1 protein-coding gene is annotated in these 17,213 nt (G+C 73.3%); it reads left to right on the top strand.

The window, feature by feature from the left end; translation table 11 throughout:
- The first annotated feature begins 20 nt into the window (after nucleotides 1–20).
- Nucleotides 21–17,171: an SDR family NAD(P)-dependent oxidoreductase gene (locus ACWC5C_RS05285; protein WP_450873846.1), complete on the top strand. Its 17,151-nt coding sequence runs from the start codon at nucleotides 21–23 to the stop codon at nucleotides 17,169–17,171.
- The last annotated feature ends 42 nt before the right edge of the window (nucleotides 17,172–17,213 follow it).

Here is a 17,213-nt window from a genome sequence, read left to right as displayed (position 1 = left end):
GGTCCGCGGGCGCAAGGTTTGTGACGATAAGCATGGGTGAGACTCCAATGGCGGATCAGGACAAGATCCTCGACTACCTCAAGCGGGTAACTGCCGATCTGCACCAGACGCGGCAGCGTCTTCGCGAGGTCGAGTCGCAGGAGCCTGAGCCGATCGCGATCGTCGGCATGAGCTGCCGGTTCCCCGGAGGCGTCACGTCTCCGGAGGAGCTGTGGCAGCTCGTGTCCGGTGGCGGCGACGCCATCACGGACTTCCCCACGGACCGGGGCTGGGACGTCTCGTCGCTCTTCGACGCCGACCCGGACCAGCAGGGCACCAGCTACACCGACAAGGGCGGATTCCTGGCGGGCGCGGGCGAGTTCGACGCCGGGTTCTTCGGGATCAGCCCGCGCGAAACCCTCGGCATGGACCCCCAGCAGCGGCTGCTGCTGGAAACGTCCTGGGAGGCGTTCGAGCGGGCCGGGATCGACCCGGCCACGCTGCGCGGCAGCAAGGCCGGTGTCTTCATCGGTACGAACGGCCAGGACTACCCGGAGCTGATGCACACGGCGCCGCCGGGCGTCGAGCAGTATCTGCTGACCGGCAACGCGGCGAGCGTCATCTCCGGCCGCATCTCCTACACCTTCGGCCTGGAGGGCCCGGCGCTCTCCGTCGACACGGCCTGCTCGGCGTCGCTGGTGGCGCTGCACCTGGCCGTGCAGGCGCTGCGCAACGGCGAGTGCTCGATGGCGCTGACCGGTGGCGTCACGGTCATGAACAGCCCGCGCGCGTTCATCAACTTCAGCCGCCAGCGGGGCCTGGCCCCCGACGGCCGCTGCAAGGCGTTCGCGGACGGCGCGGACGGCACCGGCTGGGGCGAGGGCGTCGGCATGCTGCTCGTCGAGCGGCTGTCGGACGCCCGGAAGAACGGCCACCAGGTGCTCGCCCTCGTACGTGGCTCCGCCATCAACCAGGACGGTGCGAGCAATGGGCTGACGGCGCCGAACGGGCCGTCCCAGCAGCGCGTCATCCGCCAGGCGCTCACCGACGGCCGCCTCACCCCGGCCCAGGTCGACGCCGTCGAGGCGCACGGCACCGGTACGTCGCTGGGCGACCCCATCGAGGCGCAGGCGCTGCTCGCCACGTACGGGCAGAACCGGGCCGAGGGCCGCCCGCTGTGGCTCGGCTCCGTCAAGTCCAACTTCGGGCACACCCAGGCCGCGGCCGGTGTCGCCGGAATCATCAAGATGGTCAAGGCCATCGAGCACGGTGTGCTGCCCAGGACGCTGCACGTCGACGCGCCCTCCGGGGACGTCGACTGGACGGCGGGCGCGGTGTCCCTGCTCACCGAGAACACCCCGTGGCCGGAGACCGGCCAGCCGCGCCGCGCGGGCATCTCCTCGTTCGGTGTGAGCGGTACGAACGCCCACACCGTCATCGAGGAGGCGCCCGCCGAGGACCGCCAGCCGGAGAAGGCCGAGGGGGACTGGTCCGGGCTCGGCGGGCGGCTGCCGCTGCTGGTGTCCGGGCAGAGCGCGGAGGCGCTGCGCGCCCAGGCCGCGCGGCTCGCCGCCCATGTGCAGGGCGACCCGGGCCTCGGACTGGTCGACCTCGCCCACTCCCTGGCCACCACCCGCGCCGCGCTGGACCACCGGGCCGTGGTCCTCGCGGGCGACGGCGGCCGGGACGACCTGCTGCGCGGGCTGGCCGCGCTCGCCGAAGAACACCCCGCGAGCGGGGTTGTTCAGGGCGAGGTCAGCGAGGGCAAGGTCGCGTTCCTGTTCACCGGGCAGGGCAGCCAGCGCACCGGCATGGGCCGTGAGCTGTACGCGGCCGTCCCGGCCTTCGCGCAGGCCCTGGACGAGGTGTTCGCCGAACTCGACGGCCACCTTGAACTGCCGCTGCGCGATGTGATGTTCGAGGACGGTAGCGGTCTGCTGGACCGCACCGGTTACACCCAGCCCGCCCTGTTCGCCCTCGAAGTGGCGCTGTTCCGGCTGCTGGAAACGTGGGGCGTGAAGCCCGACTTCCTCGTCGGTCACTCCATCGGCGAGCTGGCCGCCGCCCATGTGGCGGGCGTGCTGTCGCTCCCCGACGCCTGCCGGTTGGTGGCCGCGCGCGGCCGACTGATGCAGGAGCTGCCGGGCGGTGGCGCGATGATCGCCGTCCAGGCGTCCGAGGACGAGGTGGCGCCGCTGCTCACCGACCGCGTGAGCATCGCCGCTTTGAACGGCCCGACCTCCGTGGTCATCGCGGGTGACGAGGACGCGGCTCAGCGGATCGCAGACGTCTTCGCCGAGAAGGGCCGTAAGACCAAGCGGCTCACCGTCAGCCACGCGTTCCACTCGCCGCACATGGACGGCATGCTGGAGGCGTTCCGCGAGGTGGCGCAGGGCGTCACGTACGCGCCGCCGGTCATCCCCGTCATCTCCAACCTGACCGGCGCGTCCGTGTCCGCCGACGAGATCTGCTCGCCCGACTACTGGGTCCGGCACGTCCGGCAGGCGGTCCGCTTCACCGATGGCATCCGCGGGCTCGAAGAGTTCGGCGTCGCCACCTTCGTGGAGCTGGGCCCCGACGGGGTGCTCACCGCCATGGCGCAGGACTGCGTCACCGCCGAGGGCGCCACGTTCGTACCCGTCCTGCGCGGCGACCGCCCCGAGGCCACCGCCCTGACCGACGCGCTCGCCCGCGTCCATGCGCACGGCGTGGCCGTCGACTGGGCCGCCGTGTTCGCGGGCTCCGGCGCCCGCCGCGTCGAGCTGCCCACGTACGCCTTCCAGCGCGAGCTGTACTGGCCCGAGCCCGCCGGGCCCTGGACCGGCGACGTCACCGCCGCCGGGCTCGGCTCCGCCGACCACCCGCTGCTCGGCGCGGCCGTCTCGCTCGCCGACGCCGCCGGGTTCCTGTTCACCGGCAGGCTCTCCCTCCAGACCCACCCGTGGCTCGCAGACCACGCCGTCATGGACACCGTGCTGCTGCCCGGAACGGCCTTCGTGGAGCTGGCCATCCGCGCCGGTGACCACGTCGGCGCCGATGTCCTGGACGAGCTGACCCTGGAAGCGCCGCTCGTGCTGCCCCCGCAGGGCGGGGTGCAGTTGCAGGTGTCCGTGGGTGCGCCGGACGCGTCAGGGCGGCGCTCGCTGACCCTGCACTCGCGGCTCGAAGAGGCCGCCGATGGCAGCTGGGGCGAGGGCGAGTGGACCCGCCACGCCACCGGTGTGCTCGCCACCGGGGCAGCCACCCCCGATGAAGCCCTCAGCGCCTGGCCACCGGCCGGTGCCACCGAGGTCCCCGTCGACGGGCTGTACGACTGGCTCAACGAGAGCGGTTTCGCCTACGGCCCGGTGTTCCAGGGCCTCAAGGCCGCCTGGCAGCACGGCGACCACGTGTACGCCGAGGTCCGCCTCCCCGATGGCGCCCGCGCCGAGGCCGACCTGTTCGGGCTGCACCCGGCGCTGTTGGACGCGGCCCTGCACGCCGTAGGCATCGGCTCCCTGCTGGAGGACACCGAACACGGCCGCCTCCCGTTCTCCTGGAGCGGTGTCCGGCTACACGCCGTCGGCGCCTCCGCGCTGCGCGTCCGGCTCTCCCCTGCGGGCCAGGACACCGTGGCCGTCCTGGTGACGGACGAGAGCGGCGCGCCCGTCGCGTCGGTGGACGCGCTGCTGCTGCGCCCGGTCTCGCCCGAGCAGGTGCACTCCGCGCGCGGTGCCTTTTACGACGCCCTGTTCCGTGTCGAGTGGACCCCCGCCCCGGTGCCGTCCGCCACCACCGTGGTGGCCGGGCAGTGGGCGCTGCTGGGTGACCAGACCCCCGAACTGGCCGCCGCGCTGCCCACCGCCGTGGGCTACGCCGACCTGGCCGCGCTCGGCGAGGCCGTGACGGGTGGCGCCCCGGTGCCGCAGGCCGTCGTGGCGCCGTTCTTCCCGGCCGACCTGCGGAGTTCCGTCCAGGACGCCGTACGCGCCTCCCTGCACCGCGCGCTGGAGCTGGCCCAACGCTGGCTCGCCGACGACCGGTTCGAGGGCTCCCGGCTGGTCATCGCCACCCGTGGCGCCGTCGCCACCGCCGCCGACGCCGACACCGAGGACCTGGCGGGCGCCCCGCTGTGGGGCCTGCTGCGCTCCGCGCAGTCCGAGAACCCGGACCGCTTCACCCTCGTCGACATCGACGGCGACGACGCCTCGTACCGCGCCCTCGCGCCCGCCCTCGCCACCGGCGAGCCGCAGCTCGCGGTGCGCGCCGGGTCCGTCGTCGTACCGCGCCTGGCGAAGGTGGCCTCCGACGCCGCCCACACCGCCCGCGCCCTCGACCCCGAGGGCACCGCGCTGGTCACCGGCGCCACCGGCACCCTGGGCGGTCTGGTCGCCCGCCACCTGGTCGCCGAGCACGGCGTACGGAACCTGCTGCTGCTCAGCCGTCGCGGTGCCGACGCGCACGGCGCCGCCGAACTCGTCGCCGAGCTGCGCGCGTCCGGCGCCGATGTCACCCTCGCCGCCTGCGATGTGGCCGACCGCGACGCGCTGGCCGAGGTGCTGGCCGCCGTACCGGCCGACCGTCCGCTGACCGCCGTCGTGCACACGGCGGGCGTCCTCGACGACGGTGTCATCGGCTCGCTCACCGCCGAGCGCGTCGACCGCGTCCTGCCGCCCAAGGTGGACGCGGCGCTGAACCTGCACGAGCTGACGCGCGATCTCGACCTGTCCGCGTTCGTCCTGTTCTCCGCCGCCGCCGGAACCCTCGGCGGCCCCGGACAGGCCAACTACGCGGCCGCCAACGCCTTCGTGGACGCCCTCGCCCAGCGCCGCCGCGCCCAGGGGCTGCCCGCGACCGCCCTCGCCTGGGGCCTGTGGGCCGAGCGCAGCGGCATGACCGGCGACCTGGACGACGCCGACCTGCAGCGCATCACCCGCGCCGGAGTCGCCGCCCTCTCCTCCGACGAGGGCCTGGCCCTGCTGGACACCGCGCTCGCCGTCGGCGACCCCGCGCTCGTCCCCATGCACCTGGACCTGGCGTCGCTGCGCCACGCCGACGCCTCCATGGTCCCGGCGCTGCTGCGCGGCCTGGTGCGCGGCGGTACGGCCCGCCGCACCGCCGAGTCGGGCGCCACGGCCCCCGGCGGTCTCGCGGAACGGCTCCTCGCGCTGTCCGTCCCCGAGCGCGACCGGCTGCTGCTGGAGGTCGTCTCCGGCCAGGTCGCCGCCGTCCTCGGCTACGCGGGCCCGGAGGCGGTCGGCGCGGGCCGCGCCTTCAAGGAGCTGGGCTTCGACTCGCTCACCGCCGTCGAGCTGCGCAACCGCCTCGGCGCCGTGACGGGCATACGGCTCCCCGCCACCCTCGTCTTCGACTACCCGACGCCCACCTCGCTCGCCGGGTTCCTGCGCACCGAAATCCTCGGCGACCAGGCCGACGAAACCGCAGCCGCTTCTGCGACGGCCACCGCCGTCGCCGACGACGAGCCGATCGCCATCGTCGGCATGAGCTGCCGCTACCCGGGCGGCGTCAGCAGCCCCGAGGAGCTGTGGCAGCTCGTCATGGGCGCCACCGACGCCATCTCCGGCTTCCCCACCGACCGTGGCTGGCAGCTGGACGGGCTGCTCGGCGACGACCAGGGGCAGACGGGCACCAGCGCCACCATCGAGGGCGGATTCCTCTACGAGGCGGGCGAGTTCGACCCGGACTTCTTCGGCATCAACCCGCGCGAAGCCCTCGCCATGGACCCCCACCAACGGCTGCTGCTGGAGTCCTCGTGGGAGGCGTTCGAGCGCGCGGGCATCGACCCGGCAGCCGTGCGCGGCAGCCGGACCGGTGTCTTCACCGGCGTCATGTACCACGACTACCTGTCCCGGCTGACCGCGCTGCCCGAGGGGCTTGAGGGCTACCTCGGCACCGGTACGGCGGGCAGTGTCGCCTCGGGGCGTGTCGCGTACACCTTCGGTCTTGAAGGCCCGGCCGTCACCATCGACACGGCGTGCTCGTCGTCGCTGGTGGCGCTGCACTTCGCGGCGCAGGCGCTGCGCAGCGGCGAGTGCACGATGGCGCTCGCGGGCGGTGTCACCGTCATGTCCACCCCGGACACCTTCATCGACTTCAGCCGCCAGGGCGGGCTGTCTGCCAGCGGCCGCTGCAAGTCCTTCGCCGCCGACGCGGACGGCACGGGCTGGGCCGAGGGTGTCGGCATGCTGCTGGTGGAGCGGCTGTCGGACGCGCGGCGCAATGGCCACCAGGTGCTGGCCGTGGTGCGCGGTACGGCGGTCAACCAGGACGGCGCGTCGAATGGTCTGACGGCGCCGAATGGTCCGTCGCAGCAGCGGGTGATCCGTGCGGCTTTGGCTGGCGCGGGGCTGTCGACCGGCGATGTGGACGTGGTCGAGGCGCACGGTACGGGCACCACGCTGGGCGACCCCGTCGAGGCGCAGGCGCTGCTGGCCACGTACGGGCGTGATCGGGATGCGGACCTGCCCCTCTACCTCGGGTCCATCAAGTCGAACATCGGCCACACGCAGGCGGCTGCCGGTGTCGCGGGCATCATCAAGATGGTGCAGGCGATGCGGCACGGTGTGCTTCCGCAGTCCCTGCACATCAATGAGCCGTCGCCGCACGTGGACTGGGAGTCGGGCGCGGTCTCGCTGCTCGCCGAGGCGAGGTCGTGGCCGGAGACCGGCCATCCGCGTCGCGCGGGCATCTCCTCCTTCGGCGTCAGCGGCACCAACGCCCACGCCATCATCGAGCAGGCCCCGGAGGCGGAGCCCCAGGCCACGACGGACGCCACGCCGCGCGCGGCCGGGGTGCTGCCCTGGACGCTGTCCGGCAAGTCCGCCGACGCGCTGCGCGGCCAGGCCGTACGGCTGCTCGCCCACCTGGAGGAGCGGCCCGAACTGCCGCTCACCGACCTCGGCTACTCCCTCGCCACCACCCGCGCCGCGCTGGACCACCGCGCGGTGGTGGTCGGCGACGACCGCGCCGCGCTGGTCGCGGGCCTGGAGGCGCTGGCACGCGGCGAGTCGGCCGCAGGGCTGATCGAGGGCTCGGTGACCGGGGGCGGGCAGGTCGCGTTCCTGTTCACGGGCCAGGGGAGCCAGCGGCTCGGGATGGGCCGTGAGCTGTACGAGGCGTACCCGGTGTTCGCGGAGGCGCTGGACACGGTGTGCGACGCGCTCGACGCGCACCTCGAACAGCCCCTGAAAACAGTCCTGTTCGGGAATGACTCGGCAGCGCTGGACCAGACCGGCTTCACCCAGCCCGCGCTGTTCGCCATCGAGGTGGCGTTGTTCCGGCTGGTCGAGGCGTGGGGTGTGCGGGCGGACTTCCTGTCCGGGCACTCCATCGGTGAGATCGCCGCCGCGCATGTGGCGGGTGTGCTCTCGCTCGCGGACGCCTGCCGGTTGGTGGCGGCGCGTGGGCGGTTGATGCAGGAGCTTCCGGCCGGTGGCGCGATGGTCGCCGTGCAGGCTTCGGAAGAGGAAGTTCTGCCGCTGCTCGGTGGTGGTGTGAGCATTGCCGCCCTCAACGGGCCGTCGTCCGTGGTCATCGCGGGTGACGACGATGCCGTGGCTGAGGTTGCCGCGTCGTTCGAGCAGCAGGGTCGTAAGACCAAGCGGCTCACGGTCAGCCACGCGTTCCACTCACCGCGTATGGACGGGATGCTGGACGCGTTCCGCGAGGTTGCGGAGGGGCTTTCGTACGAGGCTCCGAAGATCCCCATCGTGTCGAACCTGACCGGTGCCGTGGTCTCCGCCGACGAGATCACGACGCCCGACTTCTGGGTACGCCACGTCCGCGAAGCGGTCCGCTTCCTCGACGGCATCCGCACCCTGGAGGCCCAGGGCGTCACCACCTATCTCGAACTCGGCCCCGACGGTGTGCTGTCCGCCATGGCGCAGGACTGCCTCACCGACAGCGACGCCACCTTCGCCGCTACGTGCCGCAAGGACCGCCCCGAGACCGACACCGTCACCGCCGCCCTCGCCCGGCTGCACGTCCGTGGCGTGGCGCCGGACTGGGCCGCGTACTTCGCGGGTACGGGCGCGGAGCGCGTCGACCTGCCCACGTACGCCTTCCAGCACCGCCGCTTCTGGCTGACGAACCCGGCGGGCTTCGTGGGCGACGTGGAGTCGGCGGGCCTGGGCCGGGCCGATCACCCGCTGCTGGGTGCGGCCGTGCCGCTGGCCGACTCCGATGGCTTCCTGCTCACGGGCCGGCTCTCCCTCGAAAGCCACCCGTGGCTCGCCGACCACGCCGTGATGGGCACGGTCCTGCTGCCCGGCACCGCCTTCGTCGAGCTGGCGATCCGCGCCGGTGACCAGGTGGGCTGCGACCGGCTGGACGAGCTGACCATCGAGGCGCCGCTGATCCTCCCCGAGCGCGGCGCGGTGCAGCTTCAGATCATGGTCGGGGCGCCGCAGGCCGCCGGACACCGCACGCTGGAGCTGTACTCGCGGGCCCAGGACGCGCCCGCCGAGGTGCCGTGGATCCGGCACGCCAGCGGTGTGCTGGTGGCGGGCGCCCCGCAGCCGTCGTTCGACCTGACGGCGTGGCCGCCGCCGGGCGCCGAGCCCGCCGGGATCGACGGGCTCTACGAGCACCTGGCGCAGGGCGGTTTCGTGTACGGCCCGGTGTTCCAGGGGCTTGAGGCGGCCTGGCTGCGCGGCGACGAGGTGTTCGCCGAGGTCCGGCTGCCCGAGGACGCCGAGGGCGACGCCAAGGCGTTCGGGCTGCACCCGGCGCTGCTGGACGCCGCGCTGCACAGCACGTTCGCGCGTCCCGATGGCGATGAGCAGGGCAGGCTGCCGTTCTCCTGGGGTGGAGTGTCGCTGCACGCGGTCGGCGCTGGTGCGCTCCGGGTGCGGCTGACCCCGGCCGGGACGGACGCGGTGTCGCTGGAGCTGGCCGATGGCACCGGTGCCCCGGTGGCGTCCGTGGAGCAGCTGGCGCTGCGCCCGGTCGCGGCCGGTCAGCTCGCGGGCGCCAGGTCGGCCACGTACCACGAGTCGCTGTACCGGCTGGACTGGGCCACTGTGCCTGTGGCCGCAGAAGCCACTGCGCAGTGGGCAGTCCTCGGCGGTGGCGCGCCCGACGCGCTGACGTCCGGCGCGGCGGTCCACGCCGATCTGGCCGCGCTGGGCGAGGCCGGGGACCTGCCGGACTTCGTCCTCGCCTACCTCGACCCGCGCGCCGAGGGCGACGACGTGACCGGCGCGGTGCACACCGCCACCCAGGACGCGCTGGCCCTCGTACGGGAGTGGCTGGCCGACGACCGGTTCGCCGCGTCCCAGCTGGTGCTGGTGACCCGGGGCGCGGTGGCCACGGCCGGTGACGCGGGGACGTACGACCTGGCGCACGCCCCGGTGTGGGGTCTGGTGCGCTCCGCGCAGTCGGAGAACCCCGACCGGCTGGTGCTGGTGGACCTCGACGGCACCGACGCCTCGTACGAAACCCTCGGCACCGCCCTGGCCTGCGGCGAGCCGCAGTTCGTGCTGCGCCGTGGCGCCGTCCACGCGCCCCGGCTGGCGCGCATCGCCGCCGACGGGCCCATGGTGCCGCCCGCCGGTGAGCAGGCGTGGCGGCTGGACATCCAGGACAAGGGCACGCTGGAGAACCTGACGCTGCTGCCGACCCCGGAGGCCGCCGCGCCACTGGAGGCCGGGCAGGTGCGGGTCGCGGTGCGGGCCGCCGGTGTGAACTTCCGCGATGTGCTCAACGCGCTGGGCATGTACCCGGGCGACGCGGGCCTGATGGGCAGCGAGGGCGCGGGTGTCGTCCTCGAAACCGGCCCCGGTGTCACCGATCTGGCGCCCGGCGACCCGGTGATGGGCATGCTGCCCGGCGGGTTCGGGCCGCTGGTGGTCGTGGACCGCCGCATGGTGGCGCCGATGCCCCAGGGCTGGTCGTACGCCCAGGCCGCGTCCGTGCCGATCGTCTTCATGACGGCGTACTACGCGCTGCGCGACCTGGCGGACCTGCGCGGCGGCGAAGCGCTGCTCGTCCACGCCGCCGCCGGTGGTGTCGGCATGGCCGCCGTGCAGCTGGCCCGCCACTGGGGTGTGGACGTCTACGCGACGGCCAGCCCGGGTAAGTGGGACACGCTGCGTTCGCTGGGGCTGGCCGACGACCGTATCGCCTCCTCCCGCGACCTGGCCTTCGAGGAGACGTTCCGCGAGGCCAGCGGTGGCCGTGGCGTGGATGTCGTACTGGACTCGCTGGCCCGGGAGTTCGTGGACGCGTCGCTGCGGCTGCTGCCGCGCGGCGGCCGGTTCGTGGAGATGGGCAAGACGGACGTCCGGGCCCCCGAGGACGTCGCGGCCGCCTATCCGGGCGTGTCCTACCAGGCGTTCGACCTGACCGAGGCGGGCCTGGACCGCATTCAGGCGATGCTGTGCGAACTGCTGGAGCTGTTCGAGCAGGGCGCGCTGCGGCCGCTGCCGATCACCGCATGGGATCTGCGGCAGGCCCCGGACGCGTTCCGCTACCTCAGCCAGGCCCGACACATCGGCAAGGTCGTCCTCACCGTGCCCGCCGCGTGGAACCCGGACGGCACGGTGCTGATCACCGGTGGCACCGGCACCCTGGGCGGCCTGGTCGCCCGGCACGCGGTGACCGAGCGCGGCGCCCGGCACCTGCTGCTGACCAGCCGACGCGGTGAGCAGGCGGCGGGGGCCTCCGAACTCGCCGCCGAGTTGCGCGAGTTGGGCGCCGAGGTCACCATCGCCGCCTGCGACGCGGCCGACCGCGACCAGCTCGCCACCGTCCTCGCCGCCATCCCCGCCGACCGTCCGCTGACCGCCGTCGTCCACACGGCCGGTGTGCTGGACGACGGGGTGATCGGCTCCCTGACGGCCGAGCGGCTGGAGAAGGTGCTGCGGCCCAAGATGGACGCGGCGCTGAACCTGCACGAACTGACGCGTGACCTGGACCTGGCCGCGTTCGTCCTGTTCTCCTCGGCGGCCGGTACGTTCGGCGGCCCGGGGCAGGCCAACTACGCGGCCGCCAACTCCTTCCTCGACGCGCTGGCCCGCCACCGCCACGCCCAGGGCCTGCCCGCCACTTCGCTGGCGTGGGGCCTGTGGGCCGAGGCCAGTGGCATGACCGGCGAGTTGGAGGCCACCGACAAGTCCCGGATGAGCCGGTCGGGTGTGCTGGGCCTGTCCTCGGACGAGGGCCTGGCGCTGTTCGACACATCCCAGGAGACGGGCGACGCGTTCCTGGTGCCCATGCAGCTCGACCTGGCGTCTCTCGTGGGCGCGCCCGTCGCGAGCGTGCCACCGCTGCTGCGCGGCCTGGTGCGCGGCGGTACGACCCGCCGCACCGCCGAATCGGGCGCGGCCGGGGACGGCGCGTCGCTGGTGGAGCGGCTGGTCCGGCTGGACGCGGCCGAGCGCGATCAGCTGCTGCTCGACCTGGTGCGCGGCCAGGTGGCCGTGGTGCTCGGCCATGACTCGCCCGACGCGGTCGAGGCCAGCCGGGCCTTCAAGGACCTCGGCTTCGACTCGCTGACGGCGGTGGAATTCCGCAACCGCCTCGGCGGCGCCGCCGGGCTGCGCATGCCCGCCACGCTCGTCTTCGACTACCCGACGCCGACCGCGCTCGCCGCGTACCTGCGCGACGAACTCCTCGGCTCCGAGGCGGCGGCCGCCGTCCCGGCGCAGGCCCAGGCGCGGGCCACGGCCAAGGACACCGACGAGGACGACCCGATCGCCATCGTCGCCATGAGCTGCCGCTTCCCCGGCGACGTCCGCACCCCTGAGGACCTGTGGGAGCTGCTGGCCGAGGGCCGCGACGGCATCTCCCGGCTGCCCGACGACCGGGGCTGGGACATCGAGGCGTTCTACGACCCGGACCCGGACCGGCCCGGCACCTCGTACGCCCGCGAAGGCGGATTCACGTACGACGCCGCCGACTTCGACCCCGAGTTCTTCGGCATCAACCCGCGCGAGGCCATGGCGATGGACCCGCAGCAGCGGCTGCTGCTGGAGACCTCGTGGGAGTCGTTCGAGCGGGCGGGCATCGATCCGCAGACGCTGCGCGGCAAGGAGGTCGGCGTCTTCGTCGGCCAGATGCACAACGACTACGTGTCACGGCTGAGCACCGTCCCCGAGGGCGTCGAGGGCTACCTCGGCACCGGCGGCTCCAGCAGCATCGCCTCCGGCCGGGTGTCGTACACCTTCGGCTTCGAGGGCCCGGCCGTCACCGTCGACACGGCGTGCTCGTCGTCGTTGGTGGCGCTGCACCTGGCGGCGCAGGCGCTGCGCAACGGCGAATGCACGCTGGCGCTCGCGGGCGGTGTCACCATCATCACCACGCCCGCCGTCTTCACCGAGTTCAGCCGCCAGCGCGGCCTGGCCACCGACGGCCGCTGCAAGCCGTTCGCGGCGGCGGCCGACGGTACGGCATGGGGCGAGGGTGTCGGCATGGTGCTCGTGGAGCGGCTGTCGGACGCGCGGCGCAATGGCCACCAGGTGCTGGCCGTGGTGCGCGGTACGGCGGTCAACCAGGACGGTGCGTCGAACGGCCTGACGGCCCCCAACGGCCCGTCCCAGCAGCGCGTCATCCGCCAGGCGCTGGCGAACGCCGGTCTGTCGGCGGCCGAGGTGGACGCGGTCGAGGCGCACGGCACGGGCACCACGCTGGGCGACCCGATCGAGGCGCAGGCGCTGCTGGCCACGTACGGCCGCGAGCGGGACGCGGACCAGCCGCTGTGGCTCGGCTCCATCAAGTCCAACTTCGGCCACACGCAGGCGGCGGCCGGTGTCGCGGGCATCATCAAGATGGTGCTGGCGATGCGGCACGGTGTGCTTCCGCAGTCACTGCACATCGATGAGCCGTCGCCGCACGTCGACTGGGAGGCGGGCGCGGTCTCGCTGCTCGCCGAGGCGAGGGAGTGGCCGGAGAACGGCCACCCGCGCCGCGCGGGCATCTCCTCCTTCGGCATGAGCGGCACCAACGCCCACGCCATCATCGAGCAGGCCCCCGAGCCGATTTCCGTCCCCGGTCCCGAGGGCGACACGGCGGCGCTGCCGTGGGTGCTCTCCGCCAAGTCCCCGGAGGCGCTGCGCGCCCAGGGCGCCCGGCTCCGTACCCACGTGGCGGACCACCCCGAGGCCGCTCTCACCGACCTCGGCTACTCCCTGGCCACCGGCCGCGCCACCTTCGACCACCGGGCGACGCTGGTAGCCCGGGACCGGGACGGCTTCCTGGCCGCGCTGGACGCCCTGGCCGAGGGGCGCGGCGCGCCCGGGCTCGTGGCGGACACGGTGTCGGACGGCAAGGTGGCGTTCCTGTTCACCGGGCAGGGCAGCCAGCGGCTCGGCATGGGCCGTGAGCTGTACGAGGCGTACCCGGTGTTCGCGGAGGCGCTGGACGCCGTATGCGATGAGCTGGACCGTCACCTGGACCAGCCGCTGCGTGACGTTCTCTTCGGCGAGGACGCTGCGGTGCTGGACCAGACGGCCTACACCCAGCCCGCGCTGTTCGCCATCGAGGTGGCCCTGTTCCGCCTGGCCGAAGCCTGGGGTGTGAAGCCCGATGTCCTGTCCGGCCACTCGATCGGCGAACTGTCCGCCGCCCATGTGGCAGGTGTGCTCTCCCTCGCGGACGCCTGCCGGTTGGTGGCCGCGCGGGGCAGTCTGATGCAGCGGCTTCCAGGCGGTGGCGCGATGATCGCCGTCCAGGCGTCCGAGGACGAGGTGACGCCGTTGCTGAGCAAGCGGGTGAGCCTCGCGGCCGTCAACGGCCCGACCTCGGTCGTGGTCGCGGGCGACGAGGACGCGGCGCTGGAGGTCGCGGCGAGCTTCGAGTCCCAGGGCCGCAAGACCAAGCGCCTGACCGTCAGCCACGCGTTCCACTCGCCGCACATGGACGGCATGCTGGACGCGTTCCGCCAGGTAGCGGAGGCGTTGTCGTACAAGACCCCCCGCATCCCGATCGTCTCCAACCTCACGGGTGATGTCGTCTCCGCCGACGACATCACCACCCCCGACTTCTGGGTACGCCACGTCCGAGAGGCAGTCCGCTTCCTCGATGGCATCCGCACCCTTGAGTCCCAGGGCGTCACCACGTACGTAGAGCTGGGCCCCGAGGGCGTGCTCACCGCCATGGCGCAGGACTGCGTCACGGACGACGGGCGCCACGCCTTCGCCGCCACGCTGCGCGGCGGCCGCCCGGAGCCCGAGACGCTGCTCACCGGGCTCGGCCAGGCCCATGTCCGGGGCGCCGCCGTGGACTTCGAGGCGCTGTACGCCCCGTACGGCGCGCACCGGGTGGACCTGCCGACGTACGCGTTCCAGCGCCGCCGGTTCTGGCTCGACATCGGCCCCGTCGGCGGCGACGCCACCGCGATCGGCCTGCACGCGGCGGGCCACCCGCTGCTCGGCGCCGCCGTGGAACTGCCCGACACGGACGGGCTCGCCTTCACCGGACGCCTCTCCCTCCAGGCTCAGCCCTGGCTGGCCGACCACGCGGTCATGGGCACGGTCCTGCTGCCCGGCACCGCGTTCGTGGAACTGGCGCTGCGCGCCGGGGAACACGCGGGCTGCGAACGGCTGGACGAACTCACCCTGGAAGCACCGCTGATCGTCCCCGAGCGCGGCGCCGTCCAGCTCCGCCTGTCACTCGCGGCCCCCGACACCACGGGCCGCCGCGCGCTGACGATGCACTCCCGCGCCGAGGACGCCCCGTCCGACGAACCGTGGCTGCGCCACGCGACGGGCGCCCTGACGTCTGACGCGGAGGCGGCGGAGTTCGCCCTGACCACCTGGCCCCCGGCGGGGGCGGAGCAGGTCGCCGTCAATGGCTTGTACGACGGCCTGGCCGACTCCGGCTTCACCTACGGCCCGGTCTTCCAGGGCCTCGAAGCGGCGTGGCGGCGTGACGACGAGGTGTTCGCCGAGGTCCGCCTCCCGGAGGGCACCGAGGCGGACGCCAAGACCTTCGGCCTCCACCCGGCCCTGCTGGACGCGGCCCTGCACGCCCTAGGCCTGGCCGCCACCGAAGAGAACGGCGGCGAGGGCCGCCTGCCGTTCGCCTGGACCGGCGTCTCCCTGCACGCCGTAGGCGCCTCCGCCCTGCGGGTACGCCTGGCGGGCACCACGACGGGCACGGTGACGCTCCAGCTGGCGGACACGACGGGCGCCCCGGTGGCGACCGTAGACGGCTTGGCCCTGCGCACGGTGACCCCGTCCCAACTGGGCGCCACCCGCCAGACCGCCACATCCGACGCCCTGTTCAGCCTGGACTGGACCCCGATCCAGCCCACGCCCACCGAGCCGTCCTCCGCCAACTGGGCGCTGCTGGGCAAGGACACCCTGGACCTCCCCACCTACCCGGATCTGGATGCCCTAGCCGAGGCAGTAGCCGCCGGAACCCCCCTACCGGACCACGTAGTGGTGTACCTGTCCTCGGACGACGCGGCACTCGAAAGCCCAGGTGCGGCAAATCAAGCCCGTCCGGCGTTTGAGGACCGGGGCCTTGGGGCGGAGCCCCAAGTTTCGGGAAGGGGCGGGGTGGGGCAAGACCCCTCGCCCGCCACCACGGCGCAGCACGCCACCACCCAGGCGCTGGCGCTACTGCAAACGTGGCTGGCCGACGACCGCTTCGCGGACTCCCGCCTGGTCGTCCTCACCCCCGGCGCCGACCTGGCGCACGCCGCCGTCCGCGGCCTGGTCCGCTCCGCCCAGGCGGAGAACCCGGACCGTCTGGTGCTGATCGAGGCCGACGCCGAGGACACCTCGCTGAAGACGCTCGCGACGGCCGTCGCCACAGGCGAACCCCAGGTGGCCGTACGCAACGGCGAGGTCCTGGCCCCCCGCCTGGCCCGCGCCACAACCCCGGCGGAAGCCCCCGAGTGGGATCCCGAGGGCACGGTCCTCGTCACAGGCGCATCCGGCACGCTGGGCACCCTGTTCGCCCGCCACCTGGTGGCAGAGCGAGGCGTACGAAACCTCCTCCTGGTAAGCCGCCGAGGCAACGAGGCCCCCGGCGCCGCCGAACTCACCACGGAACTCACCGAACTGGGCGCGGAGGTCCGCTGGTCAGCCTGCGACGTAGCAGACCAGAACGCCCTGGCCCAGACCCTCGCCACCATCCCCCCGGCCCACCCCCTCACCGCCGTGATCCACACGGCAGGCGTGCTGGACGACGGCGTCATCGCCTCCCTCACCCCAGACCGAGTCGCCAAGGTCCTGCGCCCGAAGGCAGACGCGGCCTGGAACCTGCACCACCTCACCCAGCACCTCAACCTCAAGGCATTCGTCCTCTTCTCCTCCGCCGCTGGAGTCTTCGGCGGCGCCGGACAAGGCAACTACGCGGCGGCGAACGCCTTCCTGGACGCCCTGGCCGAGCACCGCGCAGCGAACAACCTCCCCGCCACCTCCCTCGCCTGGGGCCTGTGGTCAGTCGCAGGCGGCATGGGCGGTGAGCTGGACGAGACCGAGATCGCCCGCATCCGCCGAGGCGGCATCGGCGTACTCACGGCGGACACCGGACTGGAGCTGTTCGACGCCACGTACGGACGTACCGAACCGCTCCTCGTCCCGATGCCCATCGACATGGCCGCCCTCCGCGCCCAGGCAGGCGTAGGGATGCTGCCACCCCTCTTCCGAGGCCTGGTACGAACGACGACCACCCGCCGCACAGCCGAATCCGCAGAAGCAACCACCGGCGCCGAAGAACTCCGCACCCGCCTCACCCACCTCTCCGAACCCGAGCGGGACGAAGCGGTGCTGGACCTGGTCTGCACCCAGGTGGCGGCCGTCCTCGGCTACCCGGGCCCGGAAACGGTCGACCCGGCCCGCTCGTTCAGCGAGGTCGGCTTCGACTCGCTCACCGCCGTGGAGCTGCGCAACCGACTGAACGCGACCACCGGAGTCCGGCTCCCCGCGACGCTGGTCTTCGACTACCCCACACCGAACGCACTGGTCCAGTACCTGCGGGGCGAGATCCTGCCGGACGAAGCGACAGGGGTCACCTCGCTGCTCGCCGAACTCGACGGGCTCGAAAAGTCCCTGGCCGGGGCCGCCGAGGCCGCCCCGGACGACGAGGACCGGAGCAGGATCACCGCACGCCTGCAGGCGCTGCTCGCGCAATGGAATGACGACCGAGGACCGGAAGACGGCGCCGACATCGCCGATGAGATCGAGTCCGCGACGGACGACGACCTCATCGACTTCCTCGGCAAAGAATTCGGGATCTCCTGAAGTGCCCGTGGCCGACGAGAAGTGACCCGACTTCCGGATTCC

This window comes from Streptomyces sp. NPDC001700 (assembly GCF_053596435.1).
The sequence above is the reverse complement of the archived record's forward strand: the minus strand, read 5'-3'. Positions and strand labels throughout refer to the sequence as shown.